This window comes from Lacticaseibacillus suihuaensis (assembly GCF_054785075.1).
Genome location: NZ_BAAGBJ010000001.1, coordinates 311987 through 328372, shown reverse-complemented (window position 1 = coordinate 328372; position 16386 = coordinate 311987). Strand labels below are relative to the sequence as shown.

General features: G+C 62.1%; 15 protein-coding genes and 1 riboswitch. Of the genes, 12 read left to right on the top strand and 3 right to left on the bottom strand.

All coding sequences use genetic code 11. The features are described from left to right. Positions 1-150: 150 nt before the first annotated feature. Positions 151-1833 (bottom strand): ribonuclease J1, encoded by a 1683-nt coding sequence (gene rnjA / locus ACYVRZ_RS01455; protein ID WP_461224170.1) that lies wholly within the window; start codon positions 1831-1833, stop codon positions 151-153. Between the two features lie 5 nt (positions 1834-1838). After that, positions 1839-2051: a DNA-directed RNA polymerase subunit epsilon gene (locus ACYVRZ_RS01450; protein ID WP_262314519.1), complete on the bottom strand. Its 213-nt coding sequence runs from the start codon at positions 2049-2051 to the stop codon at positions 1839-1841. 197 nt (positions 2052-2248) lie between these two features. Here ACYVRZ_RS01450 and ACYVRZ_RS01445 point away from each other — a divergent pair, with 197 nt between their 5' ends. Then, positions 2249-2692: a hypothetical protein gene (locus ACYVRZ_RS01445; RefSeq protein WP_461224168.1), complete on the top strand. Its 444-nt coding sequence runs from the start codon at positions 2249-2251 to the stop codon at positions 2690-2692. A 48-nt stretch (positions 2693-2740) separates the two neighbouring features. Here the strand turns inward: ACYVRZ_RS01445 and def are convergent, their stop codons facing one another. Next, positions 2741-3295, bottom strand: coding sequence for a peptide deformylase (gene def, locus ACYVRZ_RS01440; protein ID WP_461224166.1), 555 nt, complete (start codon positions 3293-3295; stop codon positions 2741-2743). Positions 3296-3423: 128 nt separating this feature from the next. Further along, positions 3424-3585, top strand: a riboswitch (M-box (ykoK) riboswitch). 199 nt (positions 3586-3784) lie between these two features. Here def and ACYVRZ_RS01435 point away from each other — a divergent pair. The 11 genes from ACYVRZ_RS01435 to ACYVRZ_RS01385 all read left to right on the top strand — a co-directional run bounded on the left by ACYVRZ_RS01435 (position 3785) and on the right by ACYVRZ_RS01385 (position 16336). Beyond that, positions 3785-4591, top strand: a complete 807-nt coding sequence (locus ACYVRZ_RS01435; RefSeq protein WP_461224164.1) for a hypothetical protein — start codon at positions 3785-3787, stop codon at positions 4589-4591. Positions 4592-4717: 126 nt separating this feature from the next. Then, positions 4718-5590, top strand: a complete 873-nt coding sequence (locus ACYVRZ_RS01430) for a Rossmann-fold NAD(P)-binding domain-containing protein (RefSeq protein ID WP_461224162.1) — start codon at positions 4718-4720, stop codon at positions 5588-5590. Positions 5591-5604: 14 nt separating this feature from the next. Then, complete coding sequence (locus ACYVRZ_RS01425) at positions 5605-5886, top strand: UPF0223 family protein (protein ID WP_461224160.1); 282 nt, start codon at positions 5605-5607, stop codon at positions 5884-5886. After that, entirely contained in the window at positions 5886-6659 is a 774-nt protein-coding gene (locus ACYVRZ_RS01420) for an inositol monophosphatase family protein (protein WP_461224158.1), read from the top strand. The genes ACYVRZ_RS01425 and ACYVRZ_RS01420 overlap by 1 nt, the downstream gene beginning before the upstream one ends. 136 nt (positions 6660-6795) lie before the next feature. After that, positions 6796-8640 (top strand): translational GTPase TypA, encoded by a 1845-nt coding sequence (gene typA, locus ACYVRZ_RS01415; protein ID WP_262314525.1) that lies wholly within the window; start codon positions 6796-6798, stop codon positions 8638-8640. A 650-nt stretch (positions 8641-9290) separates the two neighbouring features. After that, on the top strand, positions 9291-10484 hold the full coding sequence (locus ACYVRZ_RS01410) for an FtsW/RodA/SpoVE family cell cycle protein (RefSeq protein WP_461224156.1): 1194 nt from the start codon (positions 9291-9293) through the stop codon (positions 10482-10484). Then, positions 10477-13911, top strand: coding sequence for a pyruvate carboxylase (locus ACYVRZ_RS01405; RefSeq protein WP_461224154.1), 3435 nt, complete (start codon positions 10477-10479; stop codon positions 13909-13911). Before ACYVRZ_RS01410 ends, ACYVRZ_RS01405 begins: the two co-directional genes overlap by 8 nt. Positions 13912-13946: 35 nt before the next feature. Continuing rightward, the gene (locus ACYVRZ_RS01400; protein WP_461224152.1) at positions 13947-14255 is read left to right on the top strand and encodes a YlbG family protein; all 309 of its coding nucleotides are present in this window, start codon (positions 13947-13949) and stop codon (positions 14253-14255) included. Beyond that, on the top strand, positions 14242-14796 hold the full coding sequence (rsmD, locus tag ACYVRZ_RS01395; protein WP_461224150.1) for a 16S rRNA (guanine(966)-N(2))-methyltransferase RsmD: 555 nt from the start codon (positions 14242-14244) through the stop codon (positions 14794-14796). Before ACYVRZ_RS01400 ends, rsmD begins: the two co-directional genes overlap by 14 nt. Positions 14797-14802: 6 nt before the next feature. Then, on the top strand, positions 14803-15300 hold the full coding sequence (gene coaD, locus ACYVRZ_RS01390; RefSeq protein ID WP_461224148.1) for a pantetheine-phosphate adenylyltransferase: 498 nt from the start codon (positions 14803-14805) through the stop codon (positions 15298-15300). Beyond that, a complete protein-coding gene (locus ACYVRZ_RS01385; protein ID WP_461224146.1) occupies positions 15293-16336 on the top strand; it encodes a SepM family pheromone-processing serine protease in 1044 nt (347 codons plus the stop codon). The genes coaD and ACYVRZ_RS01385 overlap by 8 nt, the downstream gene beginning before the upstream one ends. The last annotated feature ends 50 nt before the right edge of the window (positions 16337-16386 follow it).

Genomic DNA, 16386 nt, shown 5'->3' with positions numbered 1-16386 from the left:
CGGATCCCTCTTCCTCAATTTCACTAATGTTGATTATACCGGCTGGTTTTGGATAAGACAACCAAATCCCTGCGGCCCCGTGCGATTTCGCGCGGGTGAATACTGCATAATAATCAAAAACCGAGGCGCGAGTCGCGTCTCGGTTCACAATCACAGCGTGATCAGCATCGGTAAAATAACAGGGTGGCGTTCCGTCTTGTCGAACAGGAACTCCTGCAGGTTGGCGATGATCGCGTCCTTGAGCATGCCTTCGGTGACCTTCTCGTTTTGCTTGAAGGTGGTCTTGATGGTGCGGTAGACGCGACGCTGGGCGGCGTTGATCAGCTCGCCTGACTCGCGCATGTAGATGAAGCCGCGCGACAAGAGGTCCGGGCCGGCCAGCACGGCCTGCTTTTGCATGTTGATGGTGGCGACCACCACGACCAGGCCTTCCTCGGACAAAAGGCGCCGGTCGCGAATCACCGCGTTGCCGATGTCACCGATGCCGGAGCCGTCGATGTAGACGTCGGCGGCAGGGAAGTGCCCGGCCCGGCGAGCGGAATCCTTGCCTAGGGCCAGCACATCGCCGTTGTCCATGATGAAGCAGTGGTCTTCGGGGATGTGGCACTCCTGCGCGAGCTCGGTGTGAATCTTCAGCATCCGGTACTCACCGTGAATCGGCATGAAGAACTTCGGCTTCATCAGGCGCAGCATCAGCTTTTGCTCCTCTTGGCCACCGTGGCCGGAGGTGTGGATGTTGTTGACCTTGCCGTGAATGACCGTCGCTCCGGCCTCTTCCAGCTCGTTGATCACGTGGTTCACGCTGACCGTGTTGCCCGGAATCGGGTTGGACGAGAAGATTACGGTGTCGCCGGGCTGAATCGAGATCTGGCGGTGGGTGCCGTTAGCGATGCGCGACAGCGCCGCCATTGGTTCGCCTTGCGAGCCGGTGCAAAGAATCATGACCTCACCGGCCGGAATCTTGTTGAGCTCGTGGCTGTCGATCAGCACGTCGTCTGGAATGTCCAGGTAACCGAGCTCGCGGCCGTTGACCATCGCGGTTTCCATCGAGCGGCCGAACACCGCGATCTTGCGCCCGTGGTCCATCGCCGCTTGGGCGGCTTGGGCGATGCGTGAGATGTTGGAGGCGAAGGTGGCAAAAATGATGCGGCCTTCGATGCCATCGAACAAGTGGCGAATCGAGTGGCCGACGAAGCGCTCGGACTTGGTGAAGTTCGGGATCTCCGCGTTGGTCGAGTCGGACATCAAAAGCAAGACGCCTTCCTCGCCCAGCCGGGCCATTTTTTGTAGGTTCGGTGCCGGCTGATCGCCAACCGGGGTCAGGTCGAACTTGTAGTCCCCGGTTTCGACGATCACCCCTTGGGGCGTGTGGACGGCGACGCCCAAGGTGTCCGGAATGCTATGGGTGGTGCGGAAGAAGTCGACGGTGATCTTGCGGAACTTGAGCACCGCGTCTTCCTTGAGCTCGTGCAGCTCGGTGGTCCGCAGCAACCCGTGCTCCTCCAGCTTCCCGCGAATCAAGGCCGCGGCCAGCGGTGGGGCGTAAACCGGCACGTTCGGCACCTGCTTGAGGAAGTAGGGAATGCCGCCGATGTGGTCTTCGTGCCCGTGGGTGATGACCAGCGCCTGAATCTTGTCTTGGTTTTGCACTAAGTAGGAGTAATCGGAGATCACGTAATCAATTCCAAGCAGGTCGTCTTCCGGGAACTTGATCCCGGCGTCGATGACGATGATCTCGTCTTGGAATTGAACCCCGTACATGTTCTTGCCGATTTCACCTAGGCCGCCGATTGCAAAAACGGCGGTTTCGTTGTTTTTGACGTTAAGTTTCATTGAGGCTAAAACTCCGTCAGCTCAAAGCCGGGTTCTTGCTGCTCGAAGGCCAAGAACTTGCCGGAAAGCTCCTGCACGAATTCGATGTTGTAAGGCGTGTGGGCCTCCACCAGTGCTCGTGCTGCCGCGGCCGAATCCGCTTCGAGGTAAAGCGTTTCGGTGGTTTCCCGCTTGGGGTTGCGGACCATATCCTTTTGGTACAATACTTTGTAAATCATGGTAGACTCCTTTCGTGTACGCCAAAAAACTCCGCAACGTATGCGGCGTCTCTTGCGATTTACCGGTCAAATGTTGAATGGGCATCAACAGTTACGACTATCTTATCATAATTGCGGCACCGACGCCACGCCCGAAACGCCGGTGGCTAGTGTCGGCGGCGACCACTGCGGTATACTAAAGGAAAGGGGGGCTTAACATGTGGTGGTTGATTGCGGCGGTGGGCGTCGTGCTTCTTTCGGGCTTGTTGATCTGGTACCGCGCCGCTCGCAAGCGCCGGGCCCTGCGACTGTTTTTGACGCGCAGCCAGCAGGCCTGTGACGCGGCGGTGACGGCTGCACTGGCCGCGCTGGGCTGGCCGCACGAGCCCCTGGTGGCCAGCACCCCGGTGGCCGATGTGTGGGGTCACGGCATTGCGGCCTTCGAGTACGTGATGATTGCTGCCGACCAGACCCCGACCCGCCCGGCGCTGGAACAAGCACTGGCGCAGGCGGGAACGGCGGCGGGGTTGCAGGCCGCGACCCGCGGCCCGGCGCTTGTGGTGACCGATTTTTGGTTGCGCGACGGGCTGTTGCACGTCGATGTCGCCTACCTGGTCAACCAGGCGACGGCCGAGTACGTCGAAGACGTGCTGCGGGTGTGACGACACGCAAAATGGCGAGCCGCTTGCGGCTCGCCATTTTGGTGTGGGTTAATCGATCAGGATGCCCTCGGGTTTCATGTGGAAGGGTTGCTTCTTGTCGATGTGATCGTAGAACAAGATGCCGTTGAGGTGGTCAATCTCGTGTTGGCACACGATGGCCGGGTAGTTCTTGAGCCGCACCTTCTTGGTCTCACCGGCGAGGTTTTGGTAGCGAATGGTGATGCGGTCGTGCCGCACCACGTAGCCCGGGACGTCCTTGTCGACGCTCAGGCAGCCCTCGCCTTCCGACAGCGCCGCTTCCTGGACGCTGTGGCTGATGATCACGGGGTTGATCAGCACTTCTTTAAATAGGATCTCGTCGTCGGGGCCCGGCACTAGCACCGCGGCCATCGCCTCGCCCACCCCAACCTGAGGGGCGGCCAAGCCGACGCCTGGGCGCAGCTTGTACTTTTCGTTTTCCTTCTCGTCTTGGCTGATGACCAGGTAATCCATCATGTCCTTGGCGAGCTTTTTGTCCTCATCCGAAAGCGGGAAGGCCACCGGCTGCGCGTGTTCGCGCAGCACCCGGGCCCCGTCGCGGGTGATGTCTTTCATGAGATACACGATCAAGACCTCCAATTCATTATTCTTGATTACCTTACCACACCGCGCCGCAACAAAAAAGAAATTCCGCAAGGCCTGGCCTTGACACCGTGCCGCCAGTTGCGTATGATTAGTAAGTAGTTAAATCCGGTGCTTTCCGTTAGGTGAGGCTCCTATACGAACAATGCTGCTGCTCAGAAACATCCAGAGATGCCAATGAGTCAACTGCGCTTGTCTACAAAGGCTTGCGCTAACGTAGCTGAACTTTGTTCTAGGCGTATAGTGCTAAAACTAAACGATTGGGATGCAAATCGCGCGCATACCCAATTGGTGTGCGCTTTTTACGCACAGCGGACGGTGAATGAAAGGTGGTGGGTACATGAAACAAACAGCGATCGATGGTGGTAATCCCGACAATGCAGATCCCGGAAGGTTTGACATTGTGCCGCCACATCAATTAAATAGATAAAAGCGGCATCCAAACCTCCGATCGAAGAGAGGAGATTGACGATGTTGATGCAAGTACAAAGCGGCTTGACCCGCATCGAGGTCAAGCAAAAGCAAGTGTTGCAGCACGGCAGCCGCATTCAGGCGCCGGCCTTCGCACTTCGGCCACTCGTGTTGCTCGGGATCGGGCTTGGCCTGTTGCTGGCAGCCGCGGCTCACGGCCTGGCCGGTTTGGCCGTCGCCGGTTTGATCGCCGGCTTGGCCGGGCTCGGCCACCTGGGCTTCACCCGCTGGCTGGCTGCGCTTGACGCGCCGCGTCAGGTGCTGGTGATTCGCGACGGCTTGGCACGGCCAATCGCCGTGCAGGGCCTGGTGGTCGGCGACGTGGTGCAGGTTCAGGCCGGCACCCGGCTGGCCGTCGATGTCTGCGGGCCGGTGGCCGCCCAGCCGGCGACTTGGCTGCGCCTCCTGCTGACCGTGACCGGCCAGCAGGTTGGCGTTGACGTTGCGCTGGCCGGCAGCCGCGCGGTGGCAACCGCGCAGGCCCGGGTCCTGGCGGTCGGCGACGACCGCCTGGTGGCCCGCCTGGTCCAAGGCGACGCGGCTGCCGGACAGCTCGCGGTGCTGGTGGCCTGGCTTCAGGCCACGGTTTTGACCGTAGGCGCCGCGGTTCATGCGGCACTCAGTGGCCTGGCGACCCTGCCACAGGCGCTCATCGCCCGGCAGGCGGCGCTGTTGGCCCGTCGGTCGCAACGCGCAGTGTTCACGGCGTTTGGCCGTGAGCTCACCCTGGTTGGTACAACGCGGCACGCCGCCCAAGAGGCGGCCTTCCGCTACAACCAGGATCCAGTCTCGTGGCGCTTAGCCTAATTCAATGACCCTTTGGCGTCGGCTTAGCCCGGCGCCTTTTTTGTGGCTGCGGCTGGCCATTTGCCCCAAAAAGCGGTATCCTTCGGTTATCACAGGCGGCTTTTGGTGAGCCGGTAGGGGGCAAACATGCAAAAAGTGGTGGTGTGCGGGCAAAGCACCGCGACGATTCGAGTGTGCGAGCGGCTGATTCAAAGCCCGCTGGCGTTAGAGCTGGCGCTAGAGGCGCCCGATCCTTCGGCGCTGGAGTGGCCGCGGTTGGCCGCCCTGGCCGCCATCGGGGCCAACGCCTTTGGCAAGGCGACCAGCAAGAGCCTGGCCGGGGCAGACGTGCTGATTTTCACCGATTACGCGGCCGCGGCTGAAGGCGACCTGCGGCTTGAAAACATCGCGCGGATGCGGCGCGTTTTGAACGCCGCCATGGCCGCGGGATTCGGCGGGGTGGTGCTGGTCGCCACCGGCGAGGCGGCGGTCGGGACCTATTTTGCCCAGCGCATTTCGGGTCTGCCGAAGTCGGATGTGTTGGGCATCGGCACCTTGGCGTTGACGGCCTGCTTCGAGCGCTTCTTGGCGACGCGCTTTGCCGTACCGCGTGAGGCGGTCACCGCCTATGCCGTGGGTACGCAGCAGGATTACGCGCTGCTGTGGAGCCGTGCGTTCATCGGGACCACGCCGGTTTTGAGCCTGATGAAGGACCTGGACGCCGGCGCCATCATGCGCGACGCTTTGGGCGTCTGCGACGCCTTTGCGGCGGTGGCCGACGCCTCGGTGTGGGCGGCGGCCGTCGAACGATTGCTGGCGGCATTGACCGGCCAGGCCTTGCTGGCACCGGTGACCACGTTGGTCGAGCGGCCGGAAGGGGCGCTGGCCATCGCCCAGCCGATGCTGATCGATGCCCGCGGCGTGACGCTTTTGGCCCCGGTCACCGGTGACAATGCCGAGCAAGAGGCGTTGGTCGCCATCGAGGCGGCGGTGCGAGGCAAGCTCGCAAGCATTGAATGACAAAGGAGAACATCTTGAAACCTAACTACCAATACCCGCTCGACTTGGATTGGACCACCGACGAAATGGTTCGGGTCACGACCTTCTACTCATTAGTGGAAGACGCCTACGAGAAAGGTGCCGACCGCGCCAACTTGCTCGCCGCGTACGCGGGCTTCAAGCAGGTGGTGCCAGACAAGGGCACCGAGCGGCAGCTGGGGCGCGAGTTTGAGGCCAACTCCGGCTACTCCATTTACCTGACGATGAAGGCCGCACGGGAGACGGCGGCCAAGCGCGTCAAGCTGAGGGTCGACTGATGGACGTCGCCGCGCTTCACCAGCAGGTGGTCGGCTGGCTCGACCAAAGCCGCAAGCGAATTCTCGCCGCGATGGCCGCACCGCTCACCGTGACGACCAAAACCAACCGCAACGACTTGGTGACCAACGTTGACCGGGCCAACCAGGCCTTTTTGGTGGCGCAACTGCAGGCCGCCTACCCGCAGGCGGCCATCGTCGGCGAGGAGAGCCACCTGGCGCGGCCGCAGACGCTGGCCGGGCTGGTGTTCTTCCTGGATCCCATCGACGGCACCATGAACTTCGTCAAGCAACGCGCCAACTTCGCCGTGATGCTCGGCGCTTACGTCGATGGAATCGCCGTGTACGGCGCCATTCTTGACGTGATGGCTGACCGACTGATCACCGGCGGCCCGGCTTGGCCGGTTGCGGTTAACGGGGTGCCGCTGGCGGCGCCGGCCGACCTGCCGCTTGCGGCCGGCCTGCTCGGGGTCAACTCGCGCATGGCGATTCACAACCAGTCGCACCTCGGCGAGCTGGCCTTGGCCAGCGCCGGAGCGCGGATGATCGGCAGCGCCGGCATGACCTTTGCCGCCATCGCCACGGGTCAGCAGGTCGGCTACGTCTCGTACCTGCAGCCTTGGGACGTCGCGGCCGGGGCCGCAATCGGCGCCGGGTTCGGCCTGCGGGTCACCCGGCCTGACGGGGCGGCGCTTGACCTGTTGCAACCCGGTCTGGTGGTCGCGGCGATGCCGCAGGCCCACGCGGCGATTGTTGCCGCGATGGCGCGGCCGTAGCGGTCACCAAAAAGTTTTCAGAAAACCGTCACAGGCGCTTTGACCTGTGCTATAATGTTTTATCGAAGACTGTGTCGACTCGACACGTTTTTTTATGCCGTAATCAAACAGGCACGCTGAAAGGAAGTTAATACACGTGAAGACACGCGACGACATTCGGAACATTGCGATCATTGCCCACGTCGACCATGGTAAGACCACGCTGGTCAACGAGATGCTGAAGCAATCCGACACCCTGCCAGAGCACATGACCATCGGGGACCGCGCTTTGGACTCGAACGCTATTGAAAAGGAACGCGGGATCACCATCCTGTCCAAAAACACCGCCGTCAAGTACGGCGACACCACGATCAACATCGTGGACACCCCTGGGCACGCGGACTTCGGGGGCGAAGTGGAACGGATCATGAAGATGGTCGATGGGGTGTTACTCATCGTCGACGCCTTTGAAGGCACCATGCCTCAGACGCGCTTCGTGCTGAAGAAGGCCTTGGAGCAGCACCTGACGCCGATCGTGGTGATCAACAAGATCGACCGGCCAGGCGCCCGTCCGGAAGAGGTTGTGGATGAAGTGCTGGAACTGTTCATCGACCTTGGCGCCGATGAAAGTCAGCTTGAGTTCCCGATTGTTTACGCCAGTGCCTTGAACGGGACGTCCAGCTACTCCGACGACCCGGCCGACCAGGAACACACGATGCAGCCGCTGTTCGACACCATCGTGAAGACCATTCCGGCGCCAGTCGACAACACCGACGAGCCGCTTCAGTTCCAGGTTTCCATGCTGGACTACAACGACTATGTCGGCCGTATCGGGATCGGCCGCGTGTTCCGCGGCACCATTTCCGTCGGCGACAACGTGTCTGTGCTCAAGCTCGACGGCACCAAGAAGAACTTCCGGGTCACCAAGCTGTTCGGGTTCTTCGGGCTCAAGCGCGTTGAGGTCCAAACCGCCAAGGCCGGCGACCTGATCGCCGTGTCCGGGATGGACGACATCTACGTCGGTGAAACCGTCGCGGATGCCGCCACGCCAGAGGCCCTGCCGGTGCTGCGGATCGATCCGCCGACACTGCAGATGATGTTCCTCCAAAACGACAGCCCGTTCGCCGGTCGCGAAGGCGACAAGGTCACCGCTCGCAAGCTGGAAGACTACCTGCGCTCCAAGTTGCAAACCGACGTGTCCCTGCGCGTCGACGACACCGACCAGGCCGGTGCCTGGATGGTGTCCGGCCGTGGTGAGTTGCACTTGTCGATTCTGGTCGAGGAAATGCGCCGCGCCGGCTTCGAGCTTCAGCTCGGCCGCCCGGAAGTAATTTACCGCGACATCGACGGTGTGACCTGCGAACCGTTCGAAGAGGTTCAGATCGACACGCCCGAACAGTACACCGGCACCATCATCGACGCCATGTCCAAGCGCAAAGGCGAGATGCAAAACATGGAGAACGAAGGCAACGGCCAGACCCGCATGACCTTCCTCGCGCCGTCCCGTGGCCTGATCGGTTACTCCACCGAGTTCCTGTCCAGCACCGGTGGTTACGGCATCATGAACCACACCTTCGAAAAGTACCTGCCAGTCGTTAAGAACTGGGAGCCGGGCCGCACGACCGGCGCGTTGGTTTCGATCAACGCCGGGCAGGCGACGACCTACTCGCTGCAAAGCATCGAAGACCGCGGCCAGCTCTTCATCGACGCCGGCGTCGAGGTCTACGAAGGCATGATCGTCGGTGAAAACAGCCGCGACAACGACATCGCTGTTAACGCCACCAAGGGGAAGAACCTGACCAACACCCGTGCCGCCGGTAAGGACCACGCCGCGGCCATCAAGACTCCGAAGAACCTCAGCCTCGAGGAATCCATCGAGTTCCTGAACGAAGACGAGCTGTGCGAAGTCACCCCGACCTCTGTTCGCCTGCGCAAGAAGATTCTGAACACCGGCGAGCGGCAAAAGGCCGACAAGCGCCGCAAGATGTCCAAGGACCTGTAAGCCTGTTACACGAGAAGTCTCCCACGGGAGGCTTTTTTTGCGGCCGAGGGGGACCGGTCGCTCGCCGCGGTGCCGGGCGGCGAAACTGGCAACGCTGTGAGCTTATAAGTTGACGGCGGCAAGGTCAGGGCTTACGATACACTCAGATGATTGTCTTAGGACGGGGCGGCGGCTTTGCTCACAGCCGCAGCACGACCACCGTCTATGGGGAACGGTCCGGGACATAAGCATTCCCAGTACCCCACTAATGCCATGCCGAACCAGGCAACAACGCCGACGTTTTCGTGCAACGGCCTCCTCCGATTGAGGCCGACCACCAGGGTGTGGACCACCATCCACCGATTGCTTATTGTTCCGCCTACTCGCATTGCGAGGTAGCTGCGGTGGGGCATTGACCGGTGGCTTGTTTCAACAGGGGGTTGCGACTTGACCATCGCCGCCTCGCGATCACCTGAGACTTGCAACCAATCAGCACAGGGCCAAGGCCACCGGACGTTCAGCTGCCCGGTGGCTTCGGCGCGGCCGCCGCAGCCATCAAGCTACGGCGGCTTTTTGGTGGTCGGGTCGAGGCCACCGCGGCAAGCCCGGCCGCACGGCGGTGCAATCTGTGGTAGAATTATGGTACATTTTGCCGCGAAAGGGCGAGTGCTGTGCTTAAGAAGCTTCATTACCTGGATTACTACATCTTAGTGCCATACCTGCTCTTGTGTGCGACCGGGCTGGTGATGGTTTATTCCGCCAGCGCCTACTACATCCAGACCCACTACGGCCAGGCGCAAAACGCGGTGATGATCAAGCAGCTGGTGTTTGTGCTCATCGGCCTGGTGCTGGTCGGGCTGTTCTACTACCTGAAGCTGAGTGTGCTGCGCTGGCCTTCCTTTCAGTGGTTGGCTAACGTCGCGCTGTTCGGCAGCCTGGTGTACCTGATTGTGCATGGTCTGCTGCACCCGTCATCGGCCATCAACGGGGCCAGCGCCTGGATTCCGGTGGGCGGCTTTCACATTCAGCCGACCGAGTTCGCCAAGCTGATCATGATTATCTACCTGGCCCACATGTTCACCATGCGCCAAGACCAGATGCGCCGCATCGACTTTCAGGTGCGGGAGCTGCGCAAGCCGCTGCTGTTCGTCTTCGTCTTGATTGTGTTGGTGCTGGTCGAGCCGGACACCGGCGGCGCGATGATTCTGGCGGTGATCGCCGCGGTCATGCTGTTCGCCAGCGGTATCTCGCTGCGCTACGGGGTCGGCATCGGCGCCTTGGCGGGGGCATTGGCCGGCGGCGCCTACTTTGCAGCCAGTCGCGTCACCTTTTCCGCCACGCTTTTGCGCAAGCACTACCAGCTGCGGCGCATCGTCGCGGCCCTGCACCCGTTCCAAATGGCGAAGACTGATGGCAATCAGGTGGTCAACTCGCTTTTGGCCATCGACCACGGCGGCCTGTTCGGGGTGGGGCTTGGCATGAGTAGCCAAAAACTCGGCTTCTTGCCGGAACCTTACACGGACTTCATCCTCGCGGTGGTCGCCGAGGAGCTCGGGCTGATCGGCGCCACCTTGGTGCTGCTCGGAATTTTCTTTTTGATCATGCGCTTTTACCTGGTCGGCATCCGCAGCAAGAACAACTTCCACGCGCTGATCGCGTACGGGATTGCGACCATGATGCTGATTCAGACCGTTTTCAACGTCGGGGCGGTGACTGGCCTGTTGCCGGTGACCGGCGTCACGCTGCCCTTCATTTCTTATGGGGGCTCGTCGATGCTGGTGTTGTCCGCCTCGGTCGGCATCATGTTGAACATCAGTGCCAGTGAGCACAAAGCCAAAGAGAAAGCAGGGGCCTTGCATGCATAAAGTATTGGTTGCCAACCGCGGCGAGATTGCCGTTCGCATTTTTCGCGCCGCCGAGGAGCTGGGGCTCGCCACCGTCGGCATTTTTGCCAAGGAAGACGAGCTGGCCATTCACCGCTTCAAGGCCCAAGAGAGCTACCAAGTCGGCGCTGGCAAGGCGCCGATCGCCGCTTACCTCGACGCCGACGACATCATTCGCATCGCCAGACAAAGCGGGGCGGATGCGATCCATCCCGGCTACGGCCTGCTGTCCGAGAACGCCGCGTTCGCGCGGAAGGTGATCGCCGCCGGGCTGACCTTCGTCGGGCCGCGGCCCGAGCTGCTCGATATCTTCGGTGATAAGGTTGCGGCCAAAAAGGCGGCCCAGGCCGCGGGGCTTGCCACGATTCCCGGCACCCCGGAGCCGACCGAGGACTACCAGGAAATTCTGGCCTTCACCCGCCTGCACGGTTTTCCGGTGATGCTCAAGGCGGCCAGCGGCGGCGGCGGTAAGGGCATGCGCATCGTGCATTCGGAGGAAGAGCTTGAAGCCGTGTACCAAAACGCGGTCAACGAGGCGGTGGCAAGCTTCGGTGACGACCGCATGTACGTGGAGAAGTACATCCAAAGCGCCAAGCACATCGAGGTGCAGGTGCTCGGGGACTGGCACGGTCACCTGCTGCACCTGTTCGAGCGCGATTGCTCGGTGCAGCGGCGCAACCAAAAGGTGATTGAAATCGCCCCGGCGGTCGGCCTGGCCCCGGCACTGCGCCAGCGCATCTGTGACGCCGCGGTCGCCTTGATGCGCAGCGTCGACTACGAAAACGCCGGGACCGTCGAATTCCTGGTCGAAGGCGATCAGTTCTACTTCATCGAGGTCAACCCGCGCATCCAGGTCGAACACACCATCACCGAGCTGATCACGGATGTCGACTTGGTCCAAAGCCAGCTGCGGGTGGCGGCCGGCGCCGACCTGTTTGCGGATCTCAAGCTGCCCGAGCAAGCCGACCTGTCGGCTCGCGGGGCGGCGATTCAGTGCCGCATCACCACCGAGGACCCGGCCAACCACTTCATGCCGGACACCGGCACCATCAAGACCTACCGCAGCCCGGGCGGCTACGGGGTGCGGCTGGACGTCGGCAACGCCTACGCCGGGGCGGTGGTCAGCCCTTACTACGACTCGCTGCTGGTCAAGACCTCGGTGCATTCGGCGACCTTTGCCGGCGCGGTGGCCAAGATGCAACGGGCCCTGCGCGAGTTTCGCATCAGCGGCGTCAAGACCAACCTGCCGTTTTTGGTCAATGTGCTGGCCGCCCCGGTGTTCCAGCAAGGCCTAGCCGAAACCACCTTCATCGACAACACGCCGGCGCTGTTCAAGCTCAAGCCCCAGGCTTCCAAAACCGACCAGCTGATTGCCTACGTCGGTGAAATCACGGTCAACGGCTTCCCGGGTCTGGAGCGTCACGCCCAAAAGTACTACCCGGATTGGCAGTACCACCTGCAGTTCCCAAAGACCGCGCCCAAGACCAATCTGGTGCAGATGCTGGCCGCAGGCGGCCCAAAGGCGGTCACGACCTGGCTGCGCGACCAGCCGCGGGTGCTGTTGACGGACACGACCTTCCGCGACGCCCACCAAAGCCTGTTTGCCACGCGGATGCGAACCCGCGACATGCTGCGGGTCGCCCCGGACATGCAAAACGCGCTGCCCGACCTGTTTTCCGTCGAGGCCTGGGGCGGGGCGACCTTCGATGTCGCCTACCGCTTCTTGAACGAGGACCCGTGGCGGCGGCTGCAGGCGCTGCGCCAGGCGCTGCCCAACACGCTGTTGCAGATGCTGTTTCGCGGCAGCAACGCGGTGGGGTACAAGAACTACCCGGACAACGTGATTCGGCGCTTCATCGAAGTCGCGGCCAAGAACGGGATCGATGTGTTTCGCATCTTTGATTCGCTGAACTGGGTGCCGCAGCTCACCCACTCGATCGATGCCGTCAAGACCACCGGCAAGCTGGCGGAGGCCACCATGTGCTACACCGGGGACATTTTGAGCAGCACCCACCCCAAGTACGATCTGAGCTACTATGTCAACTTGGCCCGGGAGCTGGTGGCCGCCGGCGCCGACATGCTGGCGATCAAGGACATGGCGGGGTTGCTCAAGCCCCAGGCGGCCTACGCCTTGGTGGCGGCGCTCAAAGACGCCGTCGACGTGCCGCTGCACCTGCACACCCACGACACCACCGGCAATGGCGTGGCGACCTACGTGCAGGCCGTCGCCGCCGGGGTCGACGTGGTCGACGTCGCGCAGTCGGCGCTGTCGGGCACCACCAGCCAGCCGTCGCTTCAAAGCCTGTACTACGCGCTGGCCGGCACCCCGCGCCAGCCGGCGGTGGACATCGATCGCGCCGAGCATTTGAACCAGTACTTCCAGGCGATTCGGCCTTACTACGCCGATTTTGCCAGCAACGTGACCGGGCCACTGACCGACATCTACGCCGTGCAGATGCCGGGCGGCCAGTACTCCAACCTGCAGCAGCAGGCCAAGAGCATGGGGTTGTTGGACTTTGAGGCGGTCAAGCGCATGTACCAGCAGGTTAACGACTTGTTCGGCGATATCATCAAGGTGACGCCGTCGTCCAAGGTGGTCGGCGACATGGCCCTTTACCTGCTGCAAAACGAGCTGACGCCAGAAGATGTGCTAAAGCGCGGGGAGACCCTCGATTTTCCGGAATCGGTGGTGGCCTTTTTCAAGGGCGACCTCGGCCAACCGGTCGGCGGCTTCCCCCAGGCGCTGCAGGCCAAAATCCTCAAGGGCCAGGCCCCGCTGACGGTGCGGCCGGGCAGCCTGGCTGCACCCGTCGACTTTGCCGCGGTGCGTGAGGGCCTTAAGCGAAGCGGCCTGGCGCATCCAACCGAAGAGCAGGTGCTGTCGGCGATTTTGTACCCCGACGTCTTCAAGCAGTACCTGAAGAACCAGGCGGTGTACGGTCCGGTGACCATGCTCGACAGCCCGACCTACTTTCAGGGGATGCGCATCGGCGAGCGGATTCGCGTCGCCGTGGCGCCTGGCATCATGTACATCATGCAGCTGGACGCGATCGGCGAACCCGATGCCGCCGGGTTGCGAACCCTGTACTTCACGGTCAACGGCCAAAAGCGCGAGGTGCAGGTCAAAGACGCCAGCGCCAAGCAAAGCACGGTTGGCCACCAGCTGGCCGAGCCGACGGATGCCAACCAGATTCCGGCCCCGATGGGTGGCCGCATCCTGAACGTCGCGGTGGCGGTGGGTCAGCAAGTTGAGGCCGGCGACGCCATGTTTGTCACCGAGGCGATGAAGATGGAAACCACGGTGCATGCGCCGTTTGCCGGCACCGTCACGCACCTGTACGTGGCGGCCGGCGACCTGGTTCAAAGCCAGGAGCTGCTGGCGACGCTCAAGCCGATCAGCCAGGGTTAGACCAACCGCAGTGAGAGTGAAAGGAGTGACCCGTCATGCTTGAAGTGACAGCGCGGCAGGGCCTGGTGGTTTGGGTGTACTCACTCAAGCAAATCAAGGCGCTGCGGCACTACGGCACGGTTTTGTACGTGTCCAAGCGCATGAAATACGTGTATTTGTACCTCGATGAAGACAAGGTGGCCGACACCATCGCCAAGGTAGAGAAGCTGCGCTTCGTCAAAAGCGCGGTGCCATCGCCTCAGGCCGCGCTGCGAACCGAATACGCCGGTGATTCCAGCCTCGCGGCGGTGGAAGACGACGAAGACGACGACGCACCTAAGGGGGAAGCCCATGCGCATCATTAGTGGCGAGTTTCGCGGTCGGCGGCTGAACGCCGTCCCAGGCGACAAGACCCGGCCGACCGCTGACAAGGTCAAGGAATCCATGTTCAACATGTTGGGCCAGCAGTTCTCAGGCGGCGCGGCGCTGGATCTTTACGCCGGCACCGGGGCCCTGGGCATCGAGGCGGTGTCTCGCGGCATGGCGCATGCGACGCTGGTCGACAAGCAGTTTGCGGCGATCAAGACGATCCGCGAGAACGTCGCCTTGACCCACGCGCCGGAGCGGTTCACCGTCCTCAAGGCCCCGGTCGACCGTGCGTTGGCGCAGTTCGGCGCGGCTGAGGCGCAGTTCGACCTGATCTTGGCCGATCCCCCGTATGCCCAACAGGAGGTGCTGGCCCAGCTGGCTACCATCCGGGAGCGGGGCCTGCTCGCCCCAGGCGGCCGGGTGCTGCTTGAAACCGGGCTTGACGTGACGTACCCGGCGACCATCCCAGGCTACGAGCAGCTGCGCCTGCAAAAATACGGCGTGGCGCAGGTTTTGATTCTAAAGCGAAGCGAGTGAGGCAAAATGGCAAGAATCGCATTGTTCCCGGGCAGCTTTGATCCGTTCACCAACGGCCACCTCGACACGGTGCAACGGGCGAGCCGCCTGTTCGACCGCGTGGTGATTGCGGCGATGACCAACACCAGCAAAAAGCCGCTGTTTTCGGCGGCCGAGAAGCTCGCGTTGATTCAGGCCGCGACTGCGGCGCTGCCCAACGTCCAGGTGGTGGCCCAACCGGCGATGCTGACCGTCGCCTACGCGCAGTCGATCGGCGCCACCGCGCTGATCCGCGGGGTTCGCAACACCGCCGATTACAACTACGAAAGCGGCATCGCCGACATGAACGCCAACCTGGCGCCGGACATCGAAACGGTGCTTTTGTTCGGCGACAAGCGCTACCGCTTCATCTCGTCCAGCCTGATCAAGGAGGTCGCGGCCTTTGGCGGCGACGTCTCCGCGCTGGTGCCGGCGAATGTCGACCGGGCCTTGAAGGCGAAGTTTGGAAGTGAGCCGCATGCGTAAGCGAACCCGGCGGTTTTGGGCGTTCGGCCTCGCCGCGTTGGCGGTCTTGGCCTTCCTGTTCGCGCCGACCGGCAAGTACGTCGAGGTGCCGGGCTCGGCCGAGTCGCTCAAGCCCTACGTCAAAGTGCAGGGCATCAAGGACCAAGAGGCCGGCAGCTACATGCTGACCACCGTCGGCATCATCGGCCCGGCCACCCCGGCGGTGTTGGTGTGGAGCAAGTTCCAGCCCTACTCAGAGATTTTGTCCAAAACCGAGCTGATGGGGGCGGACTCAAGCGCCGAATACGAGCTGCTGCAGCGCTACGACATCCAAAGCGCGGCCAACAACGCGATTCAAGCGGCCTTCAAGCAGGCCAAGCGCAAGGTGGTGGTCAACCACCTTGGCATCTACGTGATGTCCTTGCTCAAGGATTCGCCGTTTCGCAACCAGCTGAAGCTGGGTGACACGATTACCGCCCTTGACGGCAAGCACTACCAGACGGCCGCCGATTACGTCGCCGCTATCAAGACGCGCAAGGTCGGCACCGCGCTGACCTTGACCTACCTGCGCGACGGCAAGTCACACCAGGCGACGGCCAAGCTGATGCAGCTGCCCAACACCAAGCAGGCCGGCATCGGCATCACGCTGACCGAGCACACGACGGTCAGCACGAAGCCCAAGGTGACCATCGACGCCGGCTCGATCGGCGGCCCCAGCGCTGGGCTGATGTTCGCCCTTGAGACCTACACGCTGATCACGCACCAAAGGCTGCGTCAGGGTCAAAACGTAGCCGGCACCGGCACCATCGAGGCTGATGGTACGGTCGGGCAGATCGGCGGCATCGACAAGAAGGTCGTGATTGCCAACAAGGAAGGGGCCAAGGTCTTTTTCGTCCCGAATCAGCCGGCGACCAAGGCGATTCTCAAGGCCGACCCCAGCTACCAAAACAACTATGCGGTGGCCAAGAAGGCGGCCAAGGCGATCGGCAGCCACATGGTGGTGGTGCCGGTCAAGCACCTGCAAGACGCGGTGGACTACCTGACCACCCGCGATTAGATCGAAATCTGTGTCCGAAGCTTCCCCCCAACGGCGGAAGCTTTTTTGCT

What these genes read in the sequence shown, in the direction of transcription:
- rnjA (WP_461224170.1), bottom strand. Translation starts at nt 1,833, where the DNA reads ATGAAACTTAACGTCAAAAACAACGAAACCGCCGTTTTTGCAATCGGC.
- ACYVRZ_RS01450 (WP_262314519.1), bottom strand. Translation starts at nt 2,051, where the DNA reads ATGATTTACAAAGTATTGTACCAAAAGGATATGGTCCGCAACCCCAAG.
- ACYVRZ_RS01445 (WP_461224168.1), top strand. Translation starts at nt 2,249, where the DNA reads ATGTGGTGGTTGATTGCGGCGGTGGGCGTCGTGCTTCTTTCGGGCTTG.
- ACYVRZ_RS01435 (WP_461224164.1), top strand. Translation starts at nt 3,785, where the DNA reads ATGTTGATGCAAGTACAAAGCGGCTTGACCCGCATCGAGGTCAAGCAA.
- ACYVRZ_RS01430 (WP_461224162.1), top strand. Translation starts at nt 4,718, where the DNA reads ATGCAAAAAGTGGTGGTGTGCGGGCAAAGCACCGCGACGATTCGAGTG.
- ACYVRZ_RS01420 (WP_461224158.1), top strand. Translation starts at nt 5,886, where the DNA reads ATGGACGTCGCCGCGCTTCACCAGCAGGTGGTCGGCTGGCTCGACCAA.
- ACYVRZ_RS01405 (WP_461224154.1), top strand. Translation starts at nt 10,477, where the DNA reads ATGCATAAAGTATTGGTTGCCAACCGCGGCGAGATTGCCGTTCGCATT.
- ACYVRZ_RS01400 (WP_461224152.1), top strand. Translation starts at nt 13,947, where the DNA reads ATGCTTGAAGTGACAGCGCGGCAGGGCCTGGTGGTTTGGGTGTACTCA.
- rsmD (WP_461224150.1), top strand. Translation starts at nt 14,242, where the DNA reads ATGCGCATCATTAGTGGCGAGTTTCGCGGTCGGCGGCTGAACGCCGTC.
- coaD (WP_461224148.1), top strand. Translation starts at nt 14,803, where the DNA reads ATGGCAAGAATCGCATTGTTCCCGGGCAGCTTTGATCCGTTCACCAAC.
- ACYVRZ_RS01385 (WP_461224146.1), top strand. Translation starts at nt 15,293, where the DNA reads ATGCGTAAGCGAACCCGGCGGTTTTGGGCGTTCGGCCTCGCCGCGTTG.